Annotated in this window: 22 protein-coding genes, 1 tRNA gene and 2 rRNA genes; 20 read left to right on the top strand and 5 right to left on the bottom strand. The window is 64.7% G+C overall.

Annotated elements, in window-relative coordinates; all coding sequences use genetic code 11:
• Positions 1–316: 316 nt before the first annotated feature.
• The 19 genes from FO044_RS08380 (at position 317) to FO044_RS08290 (ending at position 21,299) form a co-directional block, all read left to right on the top strand.
• Positions 317–3,440: ribosomal RNA gene (locus tag FO044_RS08380) — 23S ribosomal RNA — on the top strand.
• 113 nt (positions 3,441–3,553) lie between these two features.
• Positions 3,554–3,670 (top strand): 5S ribosomal RNA (gene rrf, locus FO044_RS08375).
• Between the two features lie 92 nt (positions 3,671–3,762).
• Complete coding sequence (locus FO044_RS08370; RefSeq protein ID WP_143965470.1) at positions 3,763–5,559, top strand: HAD-IIA family hydrolase; 1,797 nt, start codon at positions 3,763–3,765, stop codon at positions 5,557–5,559.
• A 12-nt stretch (positions 5,560–5,571) separates the two neighbouring features.
• Entirely contained in the window at positions 5,572–5,820 is a 249-nt protein-coding gene (locus tag FO044_RS08365) for a hypothetical protein (protein ID WP_132994138.1), read from the top strand.
• A gap of 15 nt (positions 5,821–5,835) precedes the next feature.
• Positions 5,836–6,720 (top strand): TlyA family RNA methyltransferase, encoded by an 885-nt coding sequence (locus FO044_RS08360; RefSeq protein WP_132994139.1) that lies wholly within the window; start codon positions 5,836–5,838, stop codon positions 6,718–6,720.
• 19 nt (positions 6,721–6,739) lie between these two features.
• Positions 6,740–7,684: an NAD kinase gene (locus tag FO044_RS08355; RefSeq protein ID WP_132994140.1), complete on the top strand. Its 945-nt coding sequence runs from the start codon at positions 6,740–6,742 to the stop codon at positions 7,682–7,684.
• Positions 7,685–7,690: 6 nt separating this feature from the next.
• Positions 7,691–9,433 carry a DNA repair protein RecN gene (recN, locus tag FO044_RS08350; RefSeq protein WP_132994141.1) on the top strand — a complete coding sequence of 581 codons (1,743 nt, stop codon included), beginning with the start codon at positions 7,691–7,693 and terminating at the stop codon, positions 9,431–9,433.
• Between the two features lie 111 nt (positions 9,434–9,544).
• Positions 9,545–10,729, top strand: coding sequence for a putative cytokinetic ring protein SteA (steA, locus tag FO044_RS08345; RefSeq protein WP_186290617.1), 1,185 nt, complete (start codon positions 9,545–9,547; stop codon positions 10,727–10,729).
• The gene (locus tag FO044_RS08340; protein WP_132994143.1) at positions 10,726–11,655 is read left to right on the top strand and encodes a copper transporter; all 930 of its coding nucleotides are present in this window, start codon (positions 10,726–10,728) and stop codon (positions 11,653–11,655) included. The genes steA and FO044_RS08340 overlap by 4 nt, the downstream gene beginning before the upstream one ends.
• Before the next feature lie 90 nt (positions 11,656–11,745).
• Complete coding sequence (locus tag FO044_RS08335; protein WP_132994144.1) at positions 11,746–13,530, top strand: CTP synthase; 1,785 nt, start codon at positions 11,746–11,748, stop codon at positions 13,528–13,530.
• A complete protein-coding gene (locus tag FO044_RS08330) occupies positions 13,527–14,162 on the top strand; it encodes an NUDIX domain-containing protein (protein ID WP_132994145.1) in 636 nt (211 codons plus the stop codon). Before FO044_RS08335 ends, FO044_RS08330 begins: the two co-directional genes overlap by 4 nt.
• The gene (xerD, locus tag FO044_RS08325; RefSeq protein WP_186290515.1) at positions 14,162–15,109 is read left to right on the top strand and encodes a site-specific tyrosine recombinase XerD; all 948 of its coding nucleotides are present in this window, start codon (positions 14,162–14,164) and stop codon (positions 15,107–15,109) included. The genes FO044_RS08330 and xerD overlap by 1 nt, the downstream gene beginning before the upstream one ends.
• A gap of 80 nt (positions 15,110–15,189) precedes the next feature.
• The gene (locus tag FO044_RS08320) at positions 15,190–16,155 is read left to right on the top strand and encodes a ParA family protein (protein WP_412917633.1); all 966 of its coding nucleotides are present in this window, start codon (positions 15,190–15,192) and stop codon (positions 16,153–16,155) included.
• Positions 16,152–17,063 (top strand): segregation and condensation protein A, encoded by a 912-nt coding sequence (locus FO044_RS08315; protein ID WP_412917634.1) that lies wholly within the window; start codon positions 16,152–16,154, stop codon positions 17,061–17,063. Before FO044_RS08320 ends, FO044_RS08315 begins: the two co-directional genes overlap by 4 nt.
• On the top strand, positions 17,060–17,779 hold the full coding sequence (gene scpB, locus FO044_RS08310) for an SMC-Scp complex subunit ScpB (protein WP_132994146.1): 720 nt from the start codon (positions 17,060–17,062) through the stop codon (positions 17,777–17,779). The genes FO044_RS08315 and scpB overlap by 4 nt, the downstream gene beginning before the upstream one ends.
• 80 nt (positions 17,780–17,859) lie before the next feature.
• Positions 17,860–18,966 carry a pseudouridine synthase gene (locus tag FO044_RS08305; RefSeq protein ID WP_132994147.1) on the top strand — a complete coding sequence of 369 codons (1,107 nt, stop codon included), beginning with the start codon at positions 17,860–17,862 and terminating at the stop codon, positions 18,964–18,966.
• Positions 18,963–19,670, top strand: coding sequence for a (d)CMP kinase (gene cmk / locus FO044_RS08300; RefSeq protein WP_132994148.1), 708 nt, complete (start codon positions 18,963–18,965; stop codon positions 19,668–19,670). The genes FO044_RS08305 and cmk overlap by 4 nt, the downstream gene beginning before the upstream one ends.
• Positions 19,667–21,118 (top strand): ribosome biogenesis GTPase Der, encoded by a 1,452-nt coding sequence (gene der / locus FO044_RS08295; RefSeq protein WP_132994149.1) that lies wholly within the window; start codon positions 19,667–19,669, stop codon positions 21,116–21,118. Before cmk ends, der begins: the two co-directional genes overlap by 4 nt.
• Positions 21,119–21,225: 107 nt before the next feature.
• Positions 21,226–21,299 (top strand) — tRNA-Pro (locus tag FO044_RS08290).
• A 102-nt stretch (positions 21,300–21,401) separates the two neighbouring features.
• Here FO044_RS08290 and FO044_RS08285 read toward each other — a convergent pair.
• The 4 genes from FO044_RS08285 to FO044_RS15225 form a co-directional block, all read right to left on the bottom strand.
• Positions 21,402–21,701, bottom strand: a complete 300-nt coding sequence (locus FO044_RS08285; RefSeq protein ID WP_132994150.1) for a DUF4193 domain-containing protein — start codon at positions 21,699–21,701, stop codon at positions 21,402–21,404.
• Positions 21,702–21,829: 128 nt separating this feature from the next.
• Complete coding sequence (locus FO044_RS08280) at positions 21,830–22,597, bottom strand: sulfite exporter TauE/SafE family protein (protein ID WP_132994151.1); 768 nt, start codon at positions 22,595–22,597, stop codon at positions 21,830–21,832.
• 64 nt (positions 22,598–22,661) lie between these two features.
• Positions 22,662–22,874 carry a DUF3263 domain-containing protein gene (locus FO044_RS08275; RefSeq protein ID WP_165943126.1) on the bottom strand — a complete coding sequence of 71 codons (213 nt, stop codon included), beginning with the start codon at positions 22,872–22,874 and terminating at the stop codon, positions 22,662–22,664.
• Between the two features lie 66 nt (positions 22,875–22,940).
• The gene (locus tag FO044_RS15225) at positions 22,941–24,821 is read right to left on the bottom strand and encodes an alpha/beta fold hydrolase (RefSeq protein ID WP_186290514.1); all 1,881 of its coding nucleotides are present in this window, start codon (positions 24,819–24,821) and stop codon (positions 22,941–22,943) included.
• Positions 24,822–24,917: 96 nt separating this feature from the next.
• On the opposite strand from FO044_RS15225, the gene FO044_RS08265 reads away from it, so the two are divergent.
• Positions 24,918–25,322 (top strand): winged helix-turn-helix transcriptional regulator, encoded by a 405-nt coding sequence (locus tag FO044_RS08265; RefSeq protein WP_165943127.1) that lies wholly within the window; start codon positions 24,918–24,920, stop codon positions 25,320–25,322.
• 46 nt (positions 25,323–25,368) lie between these two features.
• On the opposite strand, the gene FO044_RS08260 is transcribed toward FO044_RS08265, so the two are convergent.
• Entirely contained in the window at positions 25,369–26,418 is a 1,050-nt protein-coding gene (locus FO044_RS08260; RefSeq protein ID WP_268896139.1) for a fused (3R)-hydroxyacyl-ACP dehydratase subunits HadA/HadB, read from the bottom strand.
• Between the last annotated feature and the right edge of the window lie 84 nt (positions 26,419–26,502).

Genomic DNA, 26,502 nt, shown 5'->3' with positions numbered 1-26,502 from the left:
TGGGTGAAACACAAGATGCCTCCGTTGTTGGTGGCCCTGGATGGGTTGCCGGCTGGGGGTCGATCGCTGGGTGACTGGCGGTTGGTTTATTGCACACTATCGGGGTTCTGAGGGAACACATGTTTGTGTTGTCTCTGGCTGCTCATGCGTTTCCGCCCATAGTTTTGTGGGTGTGGGGTGTGTGGGTGTGTGTTGTTTGAGAAGTGGATAGTGGATGCGAGCATCTTGAAATATAGGTGTGTATTGCAATTTCAAAGTTTTTGTTGTGATGTCCACATTCGTGCCGCACGTGTGTGTGGTGTGTTTGTGGGTGTTGTTGTAAGTGTTTTAGGGCGTTCGGTGGATGCCTTGGTACCAGGAGCCGATGAAGGACGTGGTAGGCCGCGATAGTCCTCGGGGAGTTGTCAAACGAGCTGTGATCCGAGGGTGTCCGAATGGGGAAACCCAGCACGAGTTATGTCGTGTTACCCACTCGTGAATGTATAGCGGGTGTGGAGGGAACGTGGGGAAGTGAAACATCTCAGTACCCACAGGAAGAGAAAACAATAGTGATTCTGTGAGTAGCGGCGAGCGAAAGTGGATGAGGCTAAACCATGCGTATGTGAGACTCGGCAGGGGTTGTGCGTGTGGGGTTGTGGGGGCATTGTTATCTGTTCTGCCGGGCAGGTGGTCAGTGATAAATTTTCGTGTTAGGTGAAGTGGCCTGGAATGGTCTGCCGTAGTGGGTGAGAGTCCCGTAACCGAAAGCGCGTTGACTGGCTTCAGTGTTGCCCAAGTAGCAGCGGGCTCGTGGAATCTGCTGTGAATCTGCCGGGACCACCCGGTAAGCCTAAATACTCTCTGGTGACCGATAGCGGACTAGTACCGTGAGGGAAAGGTGAAAAGTACCCCGGGAGGGGAGTGAAATAGTACCTGAAACCGGACGCTTACAATCCGTCAGAGCCCTCGTTGTGGGGTGATGGCGTGCCTTTTGAAGAATGAGCCTGCGAGTTAGTGCTCAGTGGCAAGGTTAACCCGTGTGGGGTAGCCGTAGCGAAAGCGAGTCTGAATAGGGCGTTGAGTCGCTGGGTCTAGACCCGAAGCGGAGTGATCTACCCATGGCCAGTGTGAAGCGACGGTAAGACGTCGTGGAGGCGCGAACCCACTTCAGTTGAAAATGGAGGGGATGAGTTGTGGGTAGGGGTGAAAGGCCAATCAAACTCCGTGATAGCTGGTTCTCCCCGAAATGCATTTAGGTGCAGCGTCACGTGTTTCTTACTGGAGGTAGAGCTACTGGATGGCCGATGGGCCCTACAAGGTTACTGACGTCAGCCAAACTCCGAATGCCGGTAAGTGAGAGCGTGGCAGTGAGACTGCGGGGGATAAGCTTCGTAGTCGAGAGGGAAACAGCCCAGATCGCCGGCTAAGGCCCCTAAGCGTGTACTAAGTGGAAAAGGATGTGGGATTGCGAAGACAACCAGGAGGTTGGCTTAGAAGCAGCCATCCTTGAAAGAGTGCGTAATAGCTCACTGGTCAAGTGATCCTGCGCCGACAATGTAGCGGGGCTCAAGTACACCGCCGAAGCCGCGGCACTCACACATGTACATCGGTGCACCCTTTGGGTGTGTCTAGTGGTGTGGGTGGGTAGGGGAGCGTCCTGCATCCGTGGAAGCGCCGGAGTGATCCAGGTGTGGAGGGTGTGGGAGTGAGAATGCAGGCATGAGTAGCGAAAGACAAGTGAGAAACTTGTCCGCCGAATGACCAAGGGTTCCTGGGCCAGGTTAATCCGCCCAGGGTGAGTCGGGACCTAAGGCGAGGCCGACAGGCGTAGTCGATGGACAACGGGTTGATATTCCCGTACCCGTGTATCCGCGCCCAATGGTGAATCATCTGTACTAACCATCCAAAAGCACCCTTTGTGCTCCTTCGGGAGTGTTTTGGGTGTGGCTGCATGGGACCTTGGATGTAGTAGTCAAGCGATGGGGTGACGCAGGAAGGTAGTGGGGCCAGTCAGTGGTTGTACTGGTGTAAGCCTGTAGGGCGAGATATAGGTAAATCCGTATCTTGGGTGCCTGAGAGGTGATGCGTAACCGTAGTGGTGAATTCCATGATCCTATGCTGCCGAGAAAAGCCTCTAGTGAGTTGGTACACGGCCCGTACCCCAAACCGACACAGGTGGTCAGGTAGAGAATACTAAGGCGATCGAGAGAACTGTGGTTAAGGAACTCGGCAAATTACCCCCGTAACTTCGGGAGAAGGGGGACCACGGCTGGTGATCGACTTTTCGTTGTGAGCTGGTGGTGGTCGCAGAGACCAGAGAGAAGCGACTGTTTACTAAAAACACAGGTCCGTGCGAAGTCGTAAGACGATGTATACGGACTGACGCCTGCCCGGTGCTGGAAGGTTAAGAGGACCGGTTAACCACCTTGTGTGGTGAAGCTGAGAATTTAAGCCCCAGTAAACGGCGGTGGTAACTATAACCATCCTAAGGTAGCGAAATTCCTTGTCGGGTAAGTTCCGACCTGCACGAATGGCGTAACGACTTCTCTGCTGTCTCAACCACAGACTCGGCGAAATTGCAGTACGAGTAAAGATGCTCGTTTCGCGCGGCAGGACGAAAAGACCCCGGGACCTTCACTATAGCTTGGTATTGGTGTTCGGTACGGTTTGTGTAGGATAGGTGGGAGACTGTGAAGCTATCACGCTAGTGGTGGTGGAGTCGTTGTTGAAATACCACTCTGATCGTATTGGGCTTCTAACCTCGGACCCTGATCGGGTTCAGGGACAGTGCCTGGTGGGTAGTTTAACTGGGGCGGTTGCCTCCCAAAATGTAACGGAGGCGCCCAAAGGTTCCCTCAGCCTGGATGGCAATCAGGTGTTGAGTGTAAGTGCACAAGGGAGCTTGACTGTGAGACGTACATGTCGAGCAGGGACGAAAGTCGGGACTAGTGATCCGGCACCGGCAAGTGGAAGCGGTGTCGCTCAACGGATAAAAGGTACCCCGGGGATAACAGGCTGATCTTCCCCAAGAGTCCATATCGACGGGATGGTTTGGCACCTCGATGTCGGCTCGTCGCATCCTGGGGCTGGAGTAGGTCCCAAGGGTTGGGCTGTTCGCCCATTAAAGCGGCACGCGAGCTGGGTTTAGAACGTCGTGAGACAGTTCGGTCTCTATCCGCCGCGCGCGATTAGAAACTTGAGGAAACCTGTCCCTAGTACGAGAGGACCGGGACGGACGAACCTCTGGTGTGCCAGTTGTCCTACCAAGGGCACTGCTGGTTAGCTACGTTCGGAAGGGATAACCGCTGAAAGCATCTAAGCGGGAAGCCTGTTCCAAGATGAGGTTTCTCACCAACTTTGTTGGGTAAGGCCCCCTACAGACCATGGGGTTGATAGGCCAGAACTGTACGCACAGTAATGTGTTGAGGTGACTGGTACTAATAGGCCGAGGACTTACTAACAACACTCACATTATTTTTTGTGTGTCTCGCATCCACTATCTACTTTCTGAAACAACACACCCATCCATGACCCCGGATTTGGGGTTTGTGGGTGGTGGATAGTTTCATATTGTTTCGGTGGCCATAGCGGAGGGGAAACGCCCGGCCCCATTCCGAACCCGGAAGCTAAGCCCTCCAGCGCCGATGGTACTGCACCCTAACCAGTGTGGGAGAGTAGGACACCGCCGAACTAATTGTGAGTAGAGCCCCCACCACTGGTGGGGGCTCTACTGCTATCTGCACACGATTTCTACATTCACCTGTTCGCGATAGATTGGACGTCATGAGTAAGCGAGAACGTGGTCAGGGGCAGAGCAGTTCGCCGTCGCCGGCAGGTGCCGGGGACGAGCCGCTCGTGCCGGACTACGTGAAGGCGTCAGATCTCGATCCGGACATCCGCCGGGACCTGCAGGCGCTCGATAAGACAACGGCGGACCGCGTTGCCCGGCATCTGGTTGCCGTCTCCGATCTGCTCGCCGAGGACCCGGAGGCAGCGCTCTCCCATGCGCGCGCGGCGCGTGCGCGTGCCGCGCGGGTCGGAGTCGTTCGGGAGACGGCGGGCATCGCGGCGTACAGCGCCGGCGAATGGCAGGAGGCCATCACGGAGTTGCGAGCCGCACGTCGCATGACGGGTGCGGACGCACTGCTTCCTCTCATCGCCGATAGCGAACGGGGACTCGGTCGTCCGGAGCGTGCGATCGAGATCGCGGGCGGTGCGGACGCGGAGCGTCTCGAGGGCGAGGACGCGCTCGAGATGTTGATCGTTGCGTCCGGTGCTCATCTGGATCTCGGTGAAGCGGAACTGTCGGTCAGTGTCCTGGAGAAGGGGGACCTCCGTCCCGGGCGAGTTGGGACCGATGCTGCCCGGCTCTTCTATGCGTACGCGTCTGCTCTGGAGACGGCAGGTCGCCGGGTGGACGCGCGAACGTGGTTCCAGAATGCTGCTGCGGCCGATGTCGAGGATCTGACTGATGCCGAGTTCCGTCTTATGGAGCTCGCCGAGGGAGTCAACGGGTTGGCAGCGGTGTCGGCGGCTTCCGGGAGGCCCGGCGGGGATGGCGAGTCGACTGAGGTGGAGAACTCGTTCGCTGCCGGGTACGACACGCTCCTCGTCGATTTGGACGGCACCCTGTTCGCCGGTAGGTCCGCGCTTCCCAACGCGGTCGAGACCGTGAACGGTGCGTCATCACCGGTGCTGTTCGTGACCAACAATGCGAGCCGTTCGCCCGACGCGGTGGCCGAGCACCTGGAGAGCCTGGGCGTCCGGGCATCGGCGGACCAGGTTGTGTCCAGCGCTCAGGCGGGTGCAAGCCTGCTCGTCGAGCGTGTGCAGGCGGGGAGCCGGGTACTGGTCGTCGGTGCGGACGCATTGCGCGACGAAGTGGCCGAGCGTGGTTTCGTCGTGGTCGACAGCGCGGATGACGAGCCGAGAGCTGTTGTGCAGGGGCATTCGCCGGACACCGGCTGGGCGCAGCTGTCTGAAGCGGCGCTCTCAGTGCGTGCCGGTGCGACGTGGATCGCGTGCAACGTCGACACGACGCTGCCGAATGAGCGCGGGCTCCTTGTCGGGAACGGCTCGATGGTGGCGGCCGTCCGATCCGCGACCGGGCAGGATCCTCTGGTGGCGGGTAAGCCGGCCGCTCCGATCATGCGGGATGCGCTCTCTCGCAGCGAGGGACGTCGCCCATTGGTGGTCGGCGATCGCCTCGACACCGATATCGCAGGTGCGCGCACCGTCGGTTTGGACAGCTTGCTGGTGTTGACCGGCGTATCCGATGCCGCTGCTCTTCTGGCATCGGAGCCGGAGTCACGGCCCACGTACGTGGCTGCCGGACTGGAGGCGCTGAACGGCGATGCCGAGGATTACCGCATCGGTGCACATGGCGGGTGGAAGATCCAGGTCGTCGAAGAGCACGTGACCATCGCTGCTCGTAATGGCGCAACGCCGGAGACGCTACTGCCGTCGCTGGCGCACGCGGTCTGGACGGCGGATGTGGCCGATCGTGATCTGCGGATCGCGGCTTCGGATGACGCGGCCGCGGAAGCGCTCGCTTCGGTCGGTCTGACCCCACTGCGTTAGCCTGGAACGGTTATGGACGAAGCCACAGGCGCCTCACCTGGAGCATTGGCTGCACAGGCCGCGGCGCGGAATGCGAAGCCCGGGGATCCGGCGGATCATCCGGTCATCTCGTCGGTCCACGAACTGCTCGAAGAGGTCGGACAGATCCGCGAGAGCGCGGGCGATGAGTTCGATCTCGGTGCGGTATCGCGGCAGACCGAGCTGCTCACCGAGGCTCATGACTCGCTGTCCGGTGCACTGGAGGACGTGGGTCGTGGCTGAGCGGGGCGTGTACTGATGGCGCCTCGTGCGCGTCTGGACGCCGAGCTCGTGCGTCGAGATCTGGCGCGTTCCCGTGAGCAGGCGCGGGAGCTCATCGACGCCGGGAAGGTGAAGGTGAACGGCACTGTCGCCTCGAAAGCGGCGACCAATGTCGCGAAGGACACCCCGGTGCTCGTCACCGAACCGGACCGCGATTCGTGGGCATCGCGCGGTGCGCACAAGCTGATCGGTGCCCTTGAGGCCTTCGAGTCCGACGGGGTTTCCGTCGACGGCAGGCGCTGCCTGGATGCGGGTGCGTCGACCGGTGGTTTCACCGATGTACTGCTTCGTCGCGGCGCTCGTGAGGTAGAGGCTGTCGACGTCGGCTACGGGCAGCTCGTCTGGAAGCTGCAGACCGACGAGCGCGTTCACGTGCACGACCGGACCAACGTCCGGCACATCACGCCAGAGCTCATCGGCGGTGAGGTGGATCTGATCGTCGGGGACCTCTCGTTCATCTCCCTGCGTCTGGTGCTGCCTGCCTTGGCTGCATGCCTGAAGCCCGGTGGCGACGCGCTGCCGATGGTGAAGCCCCAGTTCGAGGTCGGGAAGGACCGTGTCGGTACCGGGGGCGTGGTCCGCGACACCGCCTTGCGTGCGCAGGTCGTGGCCGACGTCGCGGCCGCTGCGCAGGCACTGGGGCTGCAGACCCGTGGCGTGGTGGCCAGTCCACTGCCCGGACCATCGGGGAACGTCGAGTACTTCCTGTGGCTGAGGAAGGACGAGGACGGTGCAACCGGTCACCCCGAACCGGCCCGCACCGCGCCGCCCAGCGCAGATGCGGATACCGTTGGTGCGTCGACCGTCGACGAGGACGTCCGCCGGATGATCGATCAGGCTGTCGCCGACGGCCCAGCGTGACCTATGGAAGGTGGATCCGATGACTGAACGCACCTTCCTGGTGGTCGCGCATACCGGGCGCGACGTGGTGACGACGACACTCGAGACGATCGCCCGCCGCTGTGCGGACGCCGGTATCGGACTGCGCATCGTCGACCATGACACTCGCCGCGCAGCTGAGCCGTTCATCCAGACCCATCCGGTCGACCCGGAGATGCTGCGACGGACCGGAGCCGATGTCGAGGTCACGCAAGCGGGCTCGGCGTCGGCCAAGGGGTGTGAACTGGTGATCGTCCTCGGCGGCGACGGCACGTTTCTTCGGGCCGCGGAGCTGGCGTTCCCCGCGTCCGTGCCGCTGATGGGCATCAACCTGGGTCACATAGGGTTCCTCGCCGAAGCTGAGGCGCACCGTATCGACGAAGTGCTCGATCTGCTGATCTCCGGTCGCTACCGAGTGGAGGATCGGATGGTGCTCGACGTCGCGGTCACCGACCAGGGGGCGTCGCAGCCGCGTAGCCGGACCTGGGCGCTCAACGAGGTCGTACTCCAGAACAGGTCGCACAACGGTGTGCTCGAATTGGTGACCGAGGTCGATGGCCGACCGGTGTCGGCGTTCGGTGCCGATGGCCTGCTGATCGCGACGCCAACCGGTTCCACCGCGTATGCGTTCTCGGCAGGGGGACCGGTCATGTGGCCCGACTTGGAGGCGATCCTTGTGGTGCCGAGCAATGCGCACGCGTTGTTCGCCCGTCCGATGGTGACGAGTCCGCGCTCGAAGGTCGCAGTGGAGGTGCACCGTGACGGACGGGCAGGTGTGGTGGTCAGTGACGGGCGACGAATCATGGACGTTCCCGCCGGTGCCCGGATCGAGGTGTCGCGTGCCTCGCGTGCGCTGCGCTGGGTGCGCATCGACTCGGAGCCTTTCGCCGACCGACTCGTTACCAAGTTCTCGCTGCCCGTGACGGGCTGGCGAGGAAGGAGCTGACCGGACTTGCTCGAAGAACTGTCGATCAAGAGTCTCGGAGTCCTGGAATCGGCGTCGGCCGAGTTCCATCCGGGGTTCACCGCGCTCACCGGCGAGACCGGTGCGGGCAAGACGATGATCGTCACCAGTCTGCGATTGCTGTCGGGTGGCCGCGCCGACGCGGGCAGGGTGCGCTCCGGCGACGACAAGGCGTTCGTCGAAGGACGTTTCCGCCTGCCGGCCGAACGGGACGGCGTGATCGCCGACCTGCTCGATCAGACCGGTGCCGATGTCGATGATGACGACACCGTGATCGCGGCGCGCACCGTGAACTCGGACGGCCGCTCGCGTGCGCATCTCGGCGGCCGCAGCGTGCCGGTGGGCACGCTCGGAGCGCTGTCCGGTGAGCTTCTGGCGATCCACGGACAGAACGATCAGCTGCGGCTCATCCGCGGTGACCAGCAGCGTGCGGCCCTCGACCGATTCGCCGGTGCGACCACAGCGCGGACGCTCGCCAAGTACCGGGACGCGCGTTCGCGCTGGATCGCCGTTCTCGATGACCTGGACCGGCTTCGTTCCGATTCGCGTGATCTGGCACAGGAGGCCGACCGGCTGCGGTTCGGTGTGGAGGAGATCGACGCGGTGAACCCGACACCGGGCGAGGACGCCGAGATCGTCGACGTGGTGCGCAGGCTGACGGATCTCGAGGACATTCGCGGTGCGGCATCCCAGGCGCAGGATGCTGTCGCCGGGTCGGACGGCTCGGTCGTCGATGCGCTGGGTACCGTCCGGTCTCTGTTGGAGGCGGCGGGTGACCAGGCGCTGCGTGATCTGCTGCCGCGGGTGTCGGAGGCGCTGGTCGTCGTCGGCGATATCGGCGACGAGTTGACGGGATTTCTCGCGGGCCTGCCGGAGGATGCCGCCGATCTGGATACGATCCTGACTCGACAGTCCGAACTGAAAGCGCTGACGCGCAAGTACGCGGCCGATGTGGACGGCGTCCTGCGCTGGCGGGAGGAGGCCCAGGCCCGGCTCGCCGAGATCGACGATCCGCAGGCGAGGATCGATGAACTCGAGGCTGAGTCACTGGCCATTCGCGACGAGGTCGCAGCGCTCGCGTCGAAACTCCACTCACAGCGGACGAAATCTGCGAAGTCGTTGTCGTCCAAAGTATCTGCCGAACTAGCCGGTCTGGCGATGGGCGGGACCGAGTTGGCGGTCACCGTGGCACTGCGCGCCGCCGAGGACTCCCGGTTGCGCATCGATGTGGACGGTACGGCGCGTGAAGCCGGCAGCGGAGGGGCCGATCGAGTCGATTTCGGTCTGGTCGCGCACAAGGGCGCGCAGCCTCTGCCGATCGGGAAGTCAGCGTCGGGTGGCGAGCTGTCCCGTGTGATGCTCGCGCTGGAAGTGGTTCTGGCAGAGCCTGATTCGGGATCCGTGATGGTGTTCGACGAGGTGGATGCAGGTGTGGGCGGTGCTGCCGCCGTGCAGATCGGTGCTCGGCTGTCCCGGCTGGCACGCCGCCATCAGGTCATCGTGGTGACGCACCTGCCGCAGGTGGCGGCGTTCGCGGACAACCACCTGATCATCGGCAAGCAGGGTGGTGGAGCCAAGGGGCGTCAGCGTTCGACGCTCGCCACCCTCGATCGGGACGAACGGGTGGCCGAGCTCGCCAGGATGCTCGCCGGCCTCGGTGATTCGGAAACGGGCCGGGCGCACGCAGAGGAACTCCTGGAGACTGCGGAGGCTGCGCGCAACACCGACTGAAACTCATGACACAGGTGAGATCTTGTGATGTTCATGTGACAAAAGTTGCCATTGTTACGGCGCGCCTCCGTGTTATCGGGTCGCCGTCGGCCCACGATGTCATTCATGAGGATGCCAGCCCTGCTTTCGCGCCAAACCGATGAACTCCCAGGTCTGATCGGCATAGTCCGCATCGACAAGAACACCAAGCGTCTGCTCGAGAGAGTCGGCGAAGACGAGATCATCGTGCTCGCCGAAGAGGACCTCGAGCGCGTCACCGCCGATGTGCTCATCGAGGCGGGCGTCGCCGCAGTAGTGAACGCGTCGGCGTCGATCACCGGCCGCTACCCGAACCTGGGACCGGAGGTTCTCGCGGCATCGGGGATCCCGCTCCTCGACTCGGTGGGGACCGAGGTCTTCTCGCGGCTCAAGGACGGCCAGAAGGTCCGCCTGCACGACGGTCGGCTGTACGTGGGCGATCGGGTGGTGGCGCGCGGCGAGGAACTGGACGAGCGGATCGTGGCCGATCGCATGCTCGAGGCGAAGACTGGACTGGTAGATCACCTCGAGGCGTTCTCCGGAAACACCATCGAGTTCATCCGCAGTGAGTCGCCGCTCCTCATCGACGGTGTCGGCATCCCGGACGTGCACGCACGACTCGAAGGTCGTCACGTCGTGGTGGTGGCCGAAGGCACCGGTCGCGGCACGGATCTGAAGGCGCTCAAGCCGTTCATCAAGGAGTACCAGCCGATCATGATCGGTGTCGGCAAGGGCGCCGACACGTTGATGAAGGCGGGCTACCGGCCGACGCTGATCGTCGGCGATCCCGACGAGATGACCACCGAGACACTCAAGTCCGGTGCTGAACTCGTGCTGCCCGCCGATCCGGACGGGCATGCCAACGGACTGGAGCGGATTCAAGACCTGGGTATCGGTGCCACCACGTTCCCAGCTGCGGGATCGGCTGCCGACCTCGCTCTGCTGCTCGCCGATTTCCACGGTGCCGACCTCATCGTCACCGCGGGACTGGGCGGAACCCTGAACGAGTTCTTCGACCGTGAGCTGCGCGACCAGATCCCGTCGACCTTCCTCACACGCCTGAAGGTCGGAGCGAAGCTCGTCGACGCTCAGGCGGTCGCCACCCTGTACCGCAGCCGGGTCAGCGGCGCGACCGTTGCGATGCTGTTGCTCGCCGCTCTGATCGCGATCATCGCCGCCGTCGTCATCGCGCAGGGCGGAAGCGATATCACCGGCTGGATCACCGGCCGTTGGGACGCCCTCGTCGAGTGGGTCAGCGGGGTCTGGAACAAAGAATGATCACGCAACGTCAACACGCGATCTCGTTGATCGCGGTATTCCTCGCGCTCGCACTCGGAGTGTTTCTCGGCTCAGGTTTCATCGGTGACCGGGTCAACGCGCTCACTGGAACGGACCGGGACAAGATCGGCACCCTGCAAGAGGAACGAGACAATCTCTCGGATGAGGTGAGCGCGAACAAGGCGTTCACCTCGGCCATCTCCGGACGTCTCACCAAGGGGCTGCTGAAGGACAAGTCCGTTGCTGTCGTGACGTCTCCAGATGCTGCCGAGGCGGACGTCGAAGCGCTCAAGGGCCTGGTCAACGACGCCGACGGCACTTTCGCCGGTCAGATCGATCTGACGACCAACTTCGTTCAGGACCAGAACGCGTCCAAGCTGCGCACCGTGATCGACCAGTCGATCCCGGCCGGCAGTCAGCTCCGCGTCGAGTACACCGATTCGGGCTCCCGTGCGGGCGACCTTCTGGGCGTCGCGATGCTGCATCGCGACGGAAAGCGTCCGGCTTCGGATTCCGATCGAGGTACGGCGCTGGCGGCCCTGAGCGGCGGTGACTTCATCGAGTACTCGGAGGGCACCATCAAACCGGCCGATCTGGTGCTCGTCGTGACCGGCGGCGAGATGGGCGGGAACTCCGGGGCCCAAGGCCGGACTGTCGGCCGACTCGCCGCGGCGATGGCGACACGCGGACAGGGCGGTGCCCTCGTCGGCCGTAGCGGATCGGCAGAAGGCGGATCTCCGATCGGCGTGATCAGATCCGACCCGCAGCTCGGCAACGCCGTCACCACGGTCGACGACGTCGAGAAGGACACGGGCCGACTCACTGCCATCCTCGGACTCGGCGAGGAGGGCAAGGGACGTTCGGGTGCTTACGGGAGCGGTCCGGGTGCGACGGCTGTCACGGTCGGCGCCGCACCGGTCGAGTAATCGCCGCTGCGGGCCGGAGTGCTGTTAGGCTGAAGTCCCGTAGGTCATCAGGTATTCCTCAGCCCTGATACACCCCGACGGGAGAATCTTTTGCGATCACTGCGTTCCGAGCAAGTCGCCGCCAAGCACATCTTCGTGACCGGCGGAGTCGCGTCCTCATTGGGCAAGGGGCTCACTGCTTCGAGCCTCGGGCAACTGCTCACCTCACGCGGTATCCGGGTCACCATGCAGAAGGTGGATCCGTACCTGAACGTCGACCCGGGAACGATGAATCCGTTCCAGCACGGCGAGGTCTTCGTCACCGAGGACGGCGCCGAGACGGACCTGGACATCGGTCACTACGAGCGTTTCCTGGACCGGAATCTGTCCGGTACCGCCAATGTCACGACCGGTCAGGTGTACTCGACGGTCATTGCGAAGGAAAGGCGCGGCGAGTACCTGGGCGACACCGTGCAGGTGATTCCGCACATCACCGACGAGTTGATGTCCCGCATGCTGGCCATGCACGAGGCCGACTCGAGCGGCGAGTCTCCGGATGTCGTCATCACCGAGATCGGCGGAACGGTCGGTGACATCGAGTCGCAGCCGTTCATCGAGGCGGCACGTCAGATCAGGCACGACCTGGGCCGCGACAACGTGTTCTTCCTGCACGTCTCGCTGGTTCCGTACCTCGCACCATCCGGGGAGCTGAAGACCAAGCCGACCCAGCACTCCGTCGCCGCACTGCGCAGCGTCGGCATCCAGCCGGATGCGTTGATCCTCCGATGCGACCGGGCCGTGCCGGACGGCCTCAAGAAGAAGATCGCGCTCATGTGCGACGTCGACATCGACGGGGTCATCTCGACTCCGGATGCGCCGTCGATCTACGACATCCCGAAGGTCCTGCATTCCGAGCAACTCGATGCATACGTCGTGCGGCAGCTGGCGCTGCCGTTCCGGGACGTGGACTGGACCGTGTGGGGCGACCTTCTGGACCGCGTGCACACGCCGCGCGAGACGGTGACCGTCGCACTGGTCGGCAAGTACATCGACCTGCCCGATGCGTACCTGTCGGTGACCGAGGCGATCCGGGCGGGCGGCTTCGCCAATTACGCGCGCACCGAGATCAAGTGGGTCGCATCCGACGACTGCGAATCGCCGGAGGGTGCCAACGCGGCACTGCGCGATGTGGACGCGGTTCTCGTCCCGGGCGGGTTCGGCATCCGCGGCATCGAGGGCAAGCTCGGTGCGATCACCTACGCGCGAGAGAACGGCATCCCATTGCTCGGCCTGTGTCTCGGCCTGCAGTGCGTGGTCATCGAGGCCGCCCGCTCGGCGGGGCTCGCCGACGCGAGCTCCACCGAGTTCGATCCAGAGACCGCGACGCCGGTGATCGCCACCATGGCCGACCAGGAGGCAGCCGTCGCCGGTGACGCCGATCTCGGCGGCACCATGCGTCTGGGCGCGTACCCGGCCGTGCTGACGGCAGGCACACAGGTGGCGAAGGCCTACGGAAGCACCGAGATCAGTGAGCGGCACCGTCATCGCTTCGAGGTGAACAACGCGTACCGCGAGACGATCGCGAAGTCGGGTCTGCAGTTCTCCGGTGTATCACCGGACGGTCATCTCGTGGAGTTCGTCGAATACCCGAAGGACGTGCACCCGTTCCTCGTCGCCACTCAGGCGCATCCCGAGCTCAAGAGCCGCCCCACTCGTCCGCACCCGTTGTTCAAGGCGTTCATCGATGCCGCGTTGCGGTACAAGTTCGCGACGCGTCTTCCCGTCGAACTCGACGGCTACGACTCGGCGGACGGGCCGACTGCTGATTCGGTGAGCCCGGATTCAGTGAGCCCGGATTCAGTGAGGTCGACGGCCGGCGAGGCGAGCGCGGAGTGACATCGCCGGGATCGCACCGATTCGTGACACGGTCCTCGCAGACCGTCTATTCGGGTGCGATCCTGGCCCTGCGCCTCGATGAGGTCGAGATGCCCGGTGGCCGGACGGCCGAACGGGAGGTGGTGGAGCATCACGGTGCGGTCGCGGTCGTCGCGCGTGACGAGTCGGGCGCGATCGCGATGATCCGTCAGTACCGGCACCCGGTCGGCCGGCGGCTTCTGGAACTGCCCGCAGGACTTCTCGACGGCGGACCTGACGAGGATCCGTTGGCGGCCGCCCAGCGCGAGTTGGCCGAGGAGGCCGACCTGGCCGCGACTTCGTGGCAGGTACTCGTCGATCTGGTGGTGTCACCGGGATTCACCGACGAGGCGTTGCGTGTGTACCTGGCCGAAGGCCTCAGCGTGCTTCCGGCCGCCGAACGTGAGGACGAGGAGGCCGACCTGTCGGTGGAGTGGATGCCGCTCGCCGACGCGGTACGGCAGGTTCTGGCCGGGGAGATCGTGAACGCCACAGCCGCCGCCGGCGTGCTCGCGGTGGCGGCAGCGGACGGTACCGGTGCCTCACTGCGCGGTACGGACCAACCGTGGCGCGACGAGCCCACCGCGTTCCCTGCACGTGACCGGCGCCGTTGATGGCGGGACGGACGGGCGTCGACAGCAGGATCGGGGTGAATGCCCTGCTGGACCGGTATCTCGACCACCTGACGGTGGAGCGCGGGGCCGCCAAGAACACCATCTCCTCGTATCGCCGCGATCTGCAGCGGTACCGGGACTTCCTGTGCCGCAACGGCATCACCGACCTTGCCGACGTTCGCGAGGAGACCGTTCGTGAGTTTCTCGTCTCCTTGCGCCGAGGTGATCCGGAACACGAGGTGGTGCCGCTCGCGGACAGTTCGGTGGCGCGCACCCTGGTGTCCGCTCGTGGCTTCCATAAGTTCGCCGCGGCCGAAGGAGTCGTCGTCGACGATGTGGCGCACGCCGTCCGTCCGCCGAAGGCGCCACGCAGGCTTCCCAAGTCGTTGCCGGTCGATGATGTGCTGGCGATCCTCGCCGCGGCCGGCTCACCGGAGGGGCCGCGCGCCCTGCGCGATCGGGCGCTCCTCGAACTCCTGTACAGCTGCGGGGCGCGTATCTCCGAGGTGACGGCGCTCGATGTCGACGACATCGACATGGCGCACCGGGCCGTCGTGCTGCACGGTAAGGGTGGCAAGGAGCGGATCGTCCCGGTCGGACGCCCCGCCATTGCGGCGGTCGACGCCTACCTGGTGCGTGGTCGGCCGGCACTGGTGAAGAAGGGGACGCCTGCACTGTTCCTGAACATCCGCGGCGGCAGGCTGTCCCGGCAGAGTGCCTGGCAGGTGCTCGTCGACGCTGCCGGTCGGGCTGGGATCGACAAGGACGTGTCGCCGCATACGCTGCGGCACAGTTTCGCGACGCATCTCCTCGACGGCGGTGCCGATGTGCGTGTGGTGCAGGAGCTCCTCGGCCACTCATCGGTCACGACCACGCAGGTGTACACGCTGGTCACGGTGAACACGATGCGTGAGGTGTACGTAACGGCGCATCCGCGAGCCCGGTAGGAGCACGCGCGGCACGCCGACCGCCTCGCGCAGCACGATCACCGGACCCACTAGAATCGGGGAGGATACGGTCGGTAATCATGCAGAGAGCTTCTCTGCATGCGGGCGGCGCAGACCAGACGGCTGCGGGAAGGAGCATCGGACAGGTGGACCACAAAGCCGGTGCCAAGGCCCAGCAGGGGGCACTCGACGTTCCCGCTGACAAGCTCGGTCCCACAGGCCGCCCGTACCGCGACATCCCGGATCCGGCGCCCCTCGACCGCCACGGTCCTGCGGTGATGATCGCCATGTGCAACCAGAAGGGAGGGGTCGGCAAGACCACGTCGACCATCAATCTGGGCGCTGCGCTCGCTGAGAACGGCCGCCGGGTGCTGCTCGTCGATCTCGACCCGCAGGGCGCGCTGTCGGCGGGCCTCGGCGTCGCACATCACGAACTCGAGCAGACCGTCCACAATCTCCTGGTGGCGCCGTACGCGTCCACCGACGACGTCCTGATGCGGACGCGGGTCGACGGACTCGACCTGCTGCCGTCGAACATCGACTTGTCGGCCGCCGAGATCCAACTCGTCACCGAGGTGGGCCGTGAGCAGGCGCTCGCGCGGGCGCTGCATCCGGTCGCGGATCGGTACGACTACATCCTGATCGATTGCCAGCCGTCGCTGGGACTTCTCACCGTGAATGCGCTTGCCTGCGCAGACAACGTGGTGATCCCGATGGAGTGCGAGTACTTCAGTCTCCGCGGACTCGCACTGCTGACCGACACGATCGACAAGGTGCACGATCGCCTGAATCCGCGACTGGAGTTGGGCGGCATCCTCGTCACCATGTTCGATCAGCGGACACTGCACTCGCGCGATGTGATGGCGCGCGTGGTCGAGGTGTTCGGCGACGCGGTGTACGACACCGTCATCAACCGCACCGTCCGATTCCCCGAGACGTCCGTCGCCGGTGAGCCGATCATCACGTGGGCGCCCAAGTCGACTGGCGCGATCGCGTTCCGGAACCTGGCGCGCGAGGTGATCGCGCACAACGAACGCAGCGCGTGATCGACGTGACCGAGGTGGATTCCGTCGTGTCGCCCCACGACGATTCGCCGCCGGTCGACGCGCTTCCAGCCGATTCGGTGCCGACTGATTCAGTGCCGACCGATTCCGAGTCCGACGAGTCCGGATTCCGGGTCAATCTCACCAATTTCACCGGGCCGTTCGACCTGCTGCTCGATCTCATCAGTCAGCACCGGATGGACGTCACCGAAGTGGCGTTGCACGTGGTGACCGACGACTTCATCGCGTACACCAAGGCACTCGGGGCCGAAGCCGACTTGGAGCAGACCACCGAGTTCCTGGTGATCGCGGCGACTCTGCTGGACTTGAAGGCAGCCCGGCTCCTCCCGTCGGGCGAGGTGGAGGATCCCGAGGACCTGGCGATCCTAGAGGCCCGCGATCTGCTGTTCGCCCGATTGCTGCAGTATCGCGCGTACAAGCAGGTCGCTCTGTTGTTCGCCGAACTCGAGGCTGCTGCGTTGCAGCGCTACCCGCGGGCGGTATCGCTCGACGAGCGGTTCGAGGATCTCCTGCCGGAGGTCCGGATCGGTGTCGACGCCAAGCGCTTCGCCGAGATCGCGGCCGCAGCCCTCACGCCCAAGCCGACGCCGACCGTCGGTCTCGACCATCTGCACGGTTCCCCGGTATCGGTGCCCGAGCAGGCACGCCGCATCTCCGAACTGCTGGCCGAAGCGAACGGGGAGTGGCTGACATTCGGCCAGATCGTCGCCGAATGCGGCAACGGACTGGAGGTGGTGGCGCGGTTCCTCGGGCTGCTGGAGCTGTACCGCGAGCGTGCCGTCGCCTTCGATCAGCCCGAGGCGCTCGGCGAACTGAAAGTCGGCTGGACCGGTGACATCGACGCCGAGGAAGTCGATATCGAGATCGACGAGACGGAGGACTACGGATGAGCGACGAACTCGATCCAGCCCCAGGTTCGGACACGGCTGATGGCGATGAGCTGGTCGAGGAGCACGGGAGGCTCGACGACGCCGAACTGCGCGCGGCGTTGGAGGCCGTCCTGCTCGTGGTCGACACTCCGGTGACCGTCGAGGAACTCGCGTCGGCGCTCGACCAGGAATCGGCGCGCATCGCATCCGCATTGACGACGATGAGCGCTGACCTGACCGAGGCCGGGAGCGGAATCGATCTGCGTTACGCCGGCGACGGCTGGCGCTTCTACACCCGGTCCGAGTACGCGCCCTATGTGGAACGTCTCCTTCTCGACGGGACTCGGAGCAAGCTCACACGTGCCGCACTCGAGACGTTGGCCGTGGTCGCATACCGGCAACCGGTCACGCGCGCCCGGGTGAGTGCGATTCGCGGGGTCAACGTGGATGGAGTGATGCGCACTCTGGTGGCCCGCGGCCTGGTCAACGAGGTCGGTAACGACCCGCAGACCACCGGAACCCTGTACGGCACGAGCGAGCTGTTCCTGGAGAGACTGGGGCTGGCGACGTTGTCGGACCTACCCGATCTGGCGCCCCTGCTCCCGGACGTCGACGTCATCGACGATCTGGGCGACGAGTTGCTCGACGACCCGCGATTCGCCAAATTGGGTGCTCAGACGGCAGAATCGGGACCTGACGCGTCTTCCACGGCGCTGGCGGAGGCTGACGAGGAGTGAGTCTGCGTCGATGACACGGCGGGGTCGTACGACTGACCGGCGCCGACAACTGCACAGCAACGCAATCGAAGGATTCACTCATGGCATCCGCTAGCCGAGACGGCAGACCGGGACGAGACCAGCCAGGACGACCCAATTCCCGTGGTCAAAGCAAGTCCGGTGGTAACAGCAAGTCCGGCGGTCAGAAACCCACGGGCAAGAAGCCCGGTGGCAAATCGTCGGCCTCAAAATCACCTGGAGCCAAGCCGTTCGGGCCCAAAACCTCTGGTGCGAAGTCCGGCGGAGCGAAGAACTCGCGGGGGACCGGTGGGAAGAACCCCGGCCAGGGCACTCGCAAGCCGCACCGCAAGGGGTCGCGTCCCAACGTGGAGACGGGCAAGGTCCGCCTCAACAATTCACGACCCGCACGCCACCAGGTTCCCGTCGTCGAAGGCGACGGTGCCACGTATGTGTCCGACGGCATGCGCCTGCAGAAGGTGCTCGCGGCGGCCGGCGTCGCGTCGCGCCGTGGCGCCGAGGAGATGATCGCGGCCGGACGCGTCGAGGTCGACGGTGAGATCGTCGTCGAGCAAGGTCTGCGCATCGATCCGAACGCGGCGATCATCAAGGTCGACGGTGCCCGCGTCGTCATCGACGAGTCCAAGCAGTACCTGGCGCTGAACAAGCCCAAGGGCTGGCAGTCGACGATGAGCGACGACTACGGACGCCCGTGCATCGGCGACATCGTTGCCGAGCGGGTGATGGCCGGCCAGCGTCTCTTCCACGTCGGTCGTCTCGACGCCGACACCGAGGGCCTGCTGCTGCTGACCAACGACGGCGAGCTGGCGCACCGTTTGATGCACCCGTCCTTCGAGGTGCCGAAAACCTACATGGCGACCGTCCGCGGCGAGGTCGGCCGTGGCCTCGGCCGCCGTCTGCGTGAAGGCGTCGAGTTGGAGGACGGTCCGGTCTCGGTCGACTCGTACACGCTGATGGAGCTCCACCAAGGCGAATCGTTGGTGCGCCTGACTCTTCACGAGGGCCGCAAGCACGTGGTGCGTCGCATGATGGAGGCTGTCGGCCACCCGGTGCAGCGATTGGTGCGCACTGACATCGGTGCTGTGCACCTGGGAGTGCAGCGGCCGGGAAGCCTGCGCGCACTCGACAAAAAGGAGATCGGCGCGCTGTACAAGGCGGTGGGACTGTGAGTACCGATGCATGCGAGCGCACGGTAACCCACCTCGTCGTGGCGATCGATGGGCCTGCGGGCACCGGAAAGTCGAGCGTTGCACGACTGCTCGCCGATCGGGTGAATGCCCAGTACCTGGACACCGGCGCGATGTATCGCGCGGCGACGCTCGCGGTCCTGCGCGCTGACATGGACCCCGGTGAGGCCGGCGTCGCCGATATCGTCGCGTCGGCGGACATCCGGCTGATCGCCGACGACGGCGGCGACAACGTCGTCACGCTCAACGGTGACGACGTCTCGCAGGAGATCCGGGCCGACGAGGTGACCGGCGCGGTGTCGGCGGTGTCGGCGAATGCCGCCGTTCGCGCACAACTCGTCGAGATGCAGCGAAATCACGCGAACGAGGCGCTGCTCGTCGTCGAGGGCAGGGACATCGGCACGGTCGTGTTCCCGAACGCCGCCTTGAAGATCTATCTGACTGCAACGCCGGAGGCGCGCGCCGAGCGCCGCCATCGGCAGAACATCGCGGCAGGCCGCGAGAGCATTCTCGATGAGGTGCTCGACAGCGTGAACCGTCGCGACCATCTGGACTCGACTCGCGCCGCATCGCCGCTTCGTGCGGCGGACGACGCCGTGCGCGTCGACACCAGTGACATGACGTTGGACCAAGTTCTCGACCGGCTCGCCGAGCTCGTCGAGACGCGTATCGGAGGACAGCGATGAGCGACTTCGCGGACGACGCCGATCTCGGCGACCTGGATCAGGCCGCAGGAGACGGGGTATGGAGCAGCGAGTCGGATTGGGACATCAGCGATTTCGTCTCCGATGAGGATCAGGTGGACGGTCCGGCGGCGCTGCCCGTCGTAGCGGTGGTCGGGAGGCCGAACGTCGGCAAGTCGACGCTCGTGAACCGTGTTCTCGGACGCCGCGAGGCCGTCGTCGAGGACGTGCCGGGGGTGACCCGTGACCGGGTCTCGTACCGGGCGGAGTGGACCGGCCGGTCGTTCATGGTCACCGATACCGGTGGGTGGGAGCCGGACGCGAAGGGCATGGGGCAGTCGATCGCCATGCAGGCTGAGCTCGCGATGCGGTCAGCGGACGTGATCGTCGTCGTTGTGGACGCCACGGTCGGTGCGACGGCTACGGACGAGGCGGTGGCTCGTGTCCTGCGCCGCTCCAAGGCTCCGGTCCTGTTGGCTGCCAACAAGGTCGACTCCGAGCGCGCTGAGGCAGATGCCGCGGTGCTGTGGTCCCTGGGACTGGGGGAGCCGCACACGATCTCGGCCGCTCACGGTCGTGGAACCGCTGATCTTCTCGATCGGATCCTCGACGTGATGCCCGATACGCCGCGTGCACGTCCTGGCGTGGGCGGTCCGCGCCGCGTCGCTCTGGTCGGCAAGCCCAACGTCGGCAAGAGCTCACTGCTGAACAAGCTGGCGGGTGAGGAACGCTCGGTGGTCGACAACGTCGCAGGCACCACCGTCGATCCGGTCGACGAGGTGATCGAACTGGGCGGTAAGCCGTGGCAGTTCGTCGACACCGCGGGACTGCGCCGCAAGGTCCGCACGGCGAGCGGTCACGAGTACTACGCCTCGCTGCGCACGCGCGCCGCCCTGGAATCGGCCGAAGTCGCGTTGCTGCTGATCGACGCCAGCGAGCCGATCACCGAGCAGGATCTGCGCGTGCTGTCGCTGATCGTCGAGACCGGTCGTGCTCTCGTCGTCGTGTTCAACAAATGGGATCTGGTCGACGAGGACCGGCGTGAGGTGCTCGACAAGGAGATCGATCGCGAACTGGCACGAGTGCCGTGGGCGCGTCGCGTCAACATCTCGGCCCAGACCGGCCGCAGTGTGCAGAAGCTGGTTCCGGCGATGGAGGGTGCCCTCGATTCGTGGGACCGTCGCATCTCGACGGGCCAACTGAACAACTGGCTCAAGGAGCTCATCTCCGCGACTCCGCCGCCCGTTCGCGGCGGTCGTCAGCCACGGGTCATGTTCGCCACACAGGCTGCGACTCGGCCGCCGACGTTCGTCCTGTTCACGAACGGGTTCTTGGAAGCCGGCTACCGCCGGTTCCTGGAACGGCGGCTACGTGAGACCTTCGGCTTCGACGGTTCGCCGCTGCGGGTCAACGTGCGCGTGAAGGACAAGCGGGAGCAGCGTCGGAAGTAGCTGCCGGCCTTGATGAACGCGTGCTGACGTACCGGTGATGACCAGGCGATTCGTTCTCGCGTGAGGGCGTGGGCTAAGGTAAATCTCGCTTCGGTTCGCCGGGGCAACGGGCTGTGGCGCAGTTTGGTAGCGCACTTGACTGGGGGTCAAGGGGTCGTGGGTTCGAATCCCGCCAGCCCGACAGAAGCGCACAAGGCAAAGCCCCTCCTGGATACTCCGGGAGGGGCTTTTCTTAGCAGCGTCCTAGAACACGTCGCATGTTCGCTGCGCGGCTACATGACCGTTACGCGCAGTCGGAACAGATCCTCTCGTTGCCCTTCTCAAAGGCGAGCCGCGTCCGGTGGTAAACGAGAAAGCAGCTGGTGCAGGTGAACTCGTCGTCCTGCTTCGGGACGACTGGTACCGACAGCTCTTCACCGGAGAGGTCGGCGCCCGGCAGCTCGAATGCTTCGGCGGCAGTCGCCTCATCCTCGTCGATGATCTCGACCTGTTCGCGGGTGGTCTGCTTTTTGAGCGCGTTCAGAGTCGTGTCGGTGACGTCCTCGTCGCTGTTGCGTCGTGGTGCGTCGTAGTCCGTTGCCATATTGAGTCTCCCCGGTATTTCAGTTATCACGTGTTGGGTTTCACTTCTCCCCGGATCGGGAACATTAGAGGAGTGAGCTACAGGTTTCAACGGTCGACGGGCTGATCTCATTGCATATGTGCTGATGATCACGCTACGAACGCGAGGTACGGAGCAAGTGCCAGCAATGCGACGATCAGCGCGCATTTCAACGCCCGCGTCGGCAGTGCGTGAGCGATGCGCCAGCCGATGAACACGCCGAGCAGTTCTGGAAGTCCGATCACGGCGGCGAGACGCCAGTCGACGGCGCCGTGCGCTGCGTAGCCCACCGAGCCGATCGCCGCGATCACAACCGACTGGACCTGCGCGGCCGCAAGCGACTCGAGGACCGGCGTCCCGAGTGCGATGAGAATCGGGACGGTCAGCATCGGCCCGCCGATGCCGACGATCCCGCTCATCAGTGCAACTGACAAGCCGACAGCCACGATGACTGTCGGTGGCGGATTGCTTGTGGCTTGCGAGACGCGTGACTGGCCCTCGCGGACCCACAGGAGTATCGCGGCCCCGACCGCTAACCCTGCCAGAAGTACGCCGAACACGCGGTCTGGCACAAGCGTGTTGACCCAGACACCGACTGGAGTTCCGACGACGGCAGATCCCGCAAGGATCGCCGCGGTGTGGCGAGTATCCGCACGACGGAGCTGACCTGATTTCCAGAACGCGGCTGATCCGGCGAGTCCGGTGGCTACGTGGGTCACGATGGCGGTGCCGGCGACGGCGGGCGCCGAAAGTCCGGTGAGGGTGAACAAGCCGATGGTCGGCAGTACTCCGCCCGGCCCGAGCGCAGTGATGCCGATGCCGCCGGCGAGACCGAGAACGATCAGAGCGAGAACAGTCGCTACCCCTGCATCGGCCATGTGCGGACCCTCCCATACCTGGAGTGAGGGAGGCCGGCCGGGTCATGCCCGACGGGAGAGTAGACTACGCCCTGCGGCTTCGTCGCAGCCGGTTGATGACGATCGGTGAGTAGGCGAGGGCCTCGGGGTCGTCGACGAGCTGGTTCACCCGGTGAAAGTACTCGGTGAGTGAGAGTCCGAGTTCGTCACGCACGGCGTCGGCGTGTGCGTTGGGTGATCGGTACTGGCGCCGCGCGACGTCCAGGAGAGCTCGGTCGGTCGCGGACAGTCCGCTCATCGGCGCACCACCGCAGGCTGTGCTGCGATCATGGCCGAAGTGTATCCACTCGGCCGCGAATGAGACTCAGGCGTCGGTGTCGAGGTGGTCCCGTACCGCGGATACGAATTCGTCACCGTACTGGAATACTCCACCGTGGCCGGAGTCCGGATAGACGATGAGTGTGCTGCCGGGGATGCGCGCGTGCACGTCGTACGAGAGCGCGGTGGGCACCATGCGATCGTTGTCGCCATTGGCGATGAGCGTCGGGATGCAGATACGGGAAAGATCTTGCGGCGCAGTATTTCCCCACGCTCTGATCGCCATGATCTGGCGATGGAAGGCCGGCACTGCGATCGGCTCGTCGCGATCCATGACCCGTTCGCTCAGCCTCGAGAGGTAGGCAGCGGCCGCGCTCTTGCCCGAGTGCGTGCGGGGAAAGAACAGGAACTCCTTGGCATCGGTGCGCGCCAGCGCGGCACGGACCATGTCCCCGTAGATGTACGCCGCACCGGTCGGGCGCTCGATACCCTCGCCGCCAGCGGGGCCGGTACCCGCCAGGACGAGTCGACGCACGAGGTCGGGCCTGTCGAGGGTCAGTTGTTGTGCGACGAAGCCGCCGAGCGAGAAACCGAGCACATCGATCTGTGCCAGCCCGAGGGTGGCGATGAACTCCTCGACAGATCGGGTCATCGCGGCGACGGTTCCGGGAACGCTGCCGGTGGACCCACCGATTCCAGGTTGGTCGAAGGCGATCACCCGGCGGTCTTCGGCCAGTGCATCCACGAAGCGGGGGTCCCACTCGTCGAGCGTGGCGCCCAGGTGGGCGAGCAGAACCAGCGGGACACCGTCCTGCGGGCCGAGATCGCGGTAGACGACGGTGCGCGAGCGGACGACGAGGCGTTCGTTGGGTGCCGTGGCCCAAGTGGTCGGGCGACGCTGGGAGAGTGGTCCGGTCGCCGCCCCCGGCTCCGTGGTGACCAGAACCTTGCCGCGATTCCCGCCGCCGACCACATCGGCGAGAGCTTGGGGAGTCTGGCCGAACGGCAGCACGTGGTCGATGACCGGTCGAATAGCGCGCTCATCGACGAGTTCGGCGAACCGGCGCAGCACGGCGCCGTCCGGGGAGATGAACAGAAACCGGTAGTCGACGCCGAGTGAGCGGGCCCTGCGACGAACGCGTGCGCTCATGGCACGGATCGCGAGCTTCACCAACGGATTGACTCCGACGCGCTGCGCGAACCTCGGGTCGGGAGGTCCGGAGATGCCCACTGCGGTGCCACCGCGGCGCAGCACTCCGAGCGACGCCAGTAACGTGTTCCCGCCCTGGGTGTCGAGGACGAGATCGACGGGGACGCCGGCGAGTCGTTGCGAGAATTCCTCGCTGCGGTAGTCGATGACGATGTCGGCTCCGAGTTCACGGGCTGCTTCGACATTCGGCTCCGACACGGTGGCAGCGACTGTGCAGCCGAGATGCTTGGCCAGCTCGATCGCGATCGATCCCACGCCGCCGGTGCCCCCGTGAATCAGCACGGTCTGACCTGCTTTCACGTCGCCTATCTCGACCAGTGCCTGCCAAGCGGTGAGGGCAGCGACGGGAAGGGCTGCGGCCTCGGTCAGGCTCACCGAACGCGGTGCAATGGAGACAGTGGAGGCATCGACGGCGATGAACTCGGAGAGGGCGCCGGTGGCGGCCAGATCGACGTAGCCGTACACGGCGTCGCCCACCGCCGGAGCGGTGACGGCGGCACCCGCCGCGACGACCTCGCCCGCGAACTCGCCGCCCATGACCTTGGGGAGTGGGAAGGGGAAGATCGCCTTGAACTCGCCCGAGCGCAGCCGCTCGTCGGCGGGGTTCACACCTGCTGCGGCCATGCGCACGAGCACCTCACGCGGTCCGGGGGTCGGTACCGGCATGTTCGTTTCCCGCAGCTGTGATCCGTACTTCTCAAGGACGAAGGCCTTCAATCGAGGCTCCTTCAGCTTCAATGTGGTAACAATCTGTTACCAGTCGCTGTACCTTAAGCGCGACTAGTAACAGAATGCAACCACATCGGAGATGTTGTGATCACCACGCCGCGGTCGACCTGCCCGATCAACCGAGCCCTTGAGATGCTCGGGGATCAATGGAGCCTGCTCATCCTGCGCGACATCAGCCTGCATGATCGGCGCTCGTTCCGCGATCTTCTGGCGGGCAGCGACGAGGGCATCAGCGCGCCAGTCCTATCGCGGCGCCTCGCCGACCTCACCGCGGCCGGCTTCCTCAGTAAATCCCAGGTTGGACGAGGGAAGCAGGGGCGGTACTCGCTGACCGAACTCGGTCTGACCGCCGTCCCGGTACTGGTCGAACTCGGCCGGCTGGGCACGACGATCGACCCGACCACTGCCGAGCACGCACCGTACTTCGATGCGGAGGGACCGGGAAGCCTCGACGGACGGATGAGCGCGCTGCGCGCGACTCACCTCTGAAACGTCGCCGGAGTCGGCGCTCGCCGCGCCATCGGTGGGTGTGAACTCAGGGGAACCGGATCGCCATCGTGGCGAGACCGAAGATCTTCTTGCCGTTCGACTTCGCGACGACGAGGACCACGCCAGTACGCGTCTCCGGATCGAGCGACTTGATCTTGCCGCTGTACTCGATGCTGCCGCCGTTCTCCGCGGAGACGATGGCAGGTGACGCCAGACGCACACCGAATCGTGTGGCGGCACCGGGGTCACCTGACCACGAGGATACGAATCCGGCACCGAGGCCCATCGTGACCATGCCGTGGGCGATCACATCGGGAAGTCCCGCAAGGCGAGCGATCTCCTCGTCCCAATGGATCGGATTGGCGTCACCCGCGACACCTGCGTAGTTGACGAGGTCGCCGCGCGAAAGGCTTGCGTTCCTGACCGGGATCTCGTCACCGACCGTCAGATCATCGAACGACGGGCTTCCGGGAACTCGTGCGTCCTCGGCGACGTGGACGTCGCCTTCGGGCCGCGCGGCCGGCGTGTACGCCGCGTCGGAGTCGTCCTTCGCGAGCACGCTGACATCGTGCATCATCACCTTGCGCACCGACTCGGTGATAGCCGGGTCGACTTCCTCGGCCGTGACGCCGGCGACGGTGGTGTGCATCGTGTGCACCTTCTCGCCCTTTGTGTCGGTGAACGTATTGGTCACCGTGATCAGGTCCTTGCCCGCGATCCGTCGGACGCTCGACAGCTCGACGTCGGTGATCAGCTCATCGCCGACGACGACCGGTCGGTGCTGCTCGAAAACCTGCTCGGTCTGCACGTACGTGTCGTACCCGACGATCACCGACTCGAACAGATGCCGGTTGGCGGCCATCGCCGGGATGGACGTGAAGGTCAGCGGCGCGACGAGGCCGGAGTAACCCAACGCGGCCGCGGCCTCGGGGTCCCAGTGGGCGGGGTGGTAATCCTGCACCGCGCGTGCGTACTCGCGGATCTTCTCCCGACCGACCTGGAACGTGTCGTTCATCCGGTAGTAGTGGCCGACGCGCGAAGCGACCGACGAACCGGTGTCGGCGGCGTTATCTGGGGTAGGGGGAGGTGCAGTCACATGCTCCAAACTACTGGTGGAGACCGTCGGCCGCGAAATTGAGTCGGATGATCCCCGGCTCGACACGGCGAAACCGCGGCCGCG

Source organism: Gordonia zhaorongruii (assembly GCF_007559005.1).
Lineage (GTDB): Bacteria > Actinomycetota > Actinomycetes > Mycobacteriales > Mycobacteriaceae > Gordonia > Gordonia zhaorongruii.
The sequence above is the reverse complement of the archived record's forward strand: the minus strand, read 5'-3'. Positions and strand labels throughout refer to the sequence as shown.

Coding starts and splice junctions, on each gene's coding strand:
- FO044_RS08370 (WP_143965470.1), top strand. CDS start 3,763: ATGAGTAAGCGAGAACGTGGTCAGGGGCAGAGCAGTTCGCCGTCGCCG.
- FO044_RS08365 (WP_132994138.1), top strand. CDS start 5,572: ATGGACGAAGCCACAGGCGCCTCACCTGGAGCATTGGCTGCACAGGCC.
- FO044_RS08360 (WP_132994139.1), top strand. CDS start 5,836: ATGGCGCCTCGTGCGCGTCTGGACGCCGAGCTCGTGCGTCGAGATCTG.
- FO044_RS08355 (WP_132994140.1), top strand. CDS start 6,740: ATGACTGAACGCACCTTCCTGGTGGTCGCGCATACCGGGCGCGACGTG.
- steA (WP_186290617.1), top strand. CDS start 9,545: ATGCCAGCCCTGCTTTCGCGCCAAACCGATGAACTCCCAGGTCTGATC.
- FO044_RS08340 (WP_132994143.1), top strand. CDS start 10,726: ATGATCACGCAACGTCAACACGCGATCTCGTTGATCGCGGTATTCCTC.
- xerD (WP_186290515.1), top strand. CDS start 14,162: ATGGCGGGACGGACGGGCGTCGACAGCAGGATCGGGGTGAATGCCCTG.
- FO044_RS08320 (WP_412917633.1), top strand. CDS start 15,190: ATGCAGAGAGCTTCTCTGCATGCGGGCGGCGCAGACCAGACGGCTGCG.
- scpB (WP_132994146.1), top strand. CDS start 17,060: ATGAGCGACGAACTCGATCCAGCCCCAGGTTCGGACACGGCTGATGGC.
- FO044_RS08305 (WP_132994147.1), top strand. CDS start 17,860: ATGGCATCCGCTAGCCGAGACGGCAGACCGGGACGAGACCAGCCAGGA.
- der (WP_132994149.1), top strand. CDS start 19,667: ATGAGCGACTTCGCGGACGACGCCGATCTCGGCGACCTGGATCAGGCC.
- FO044_RS08285 (WP_132994150.1), bottom strand. CDS start 21,701: ATGGCAACGGACTACGACGCACCACGACGCAACAGCGACGAGGACGTC.
- FO044_RS08280 (WP_132994151.1), bottom strand. CDS start 22,597: ATGGCCGATGCAGGGGTAGCGACTGTTCTCGCTCTGATCGTTCTCGGT.
- FO044_RS08275 (WP_165943126.1), bottom strand. CDS start 22,874: ATGAGCGGACTGTCCGCGACCGACCGAGCTCTCCTGGACGTCGCGCGG.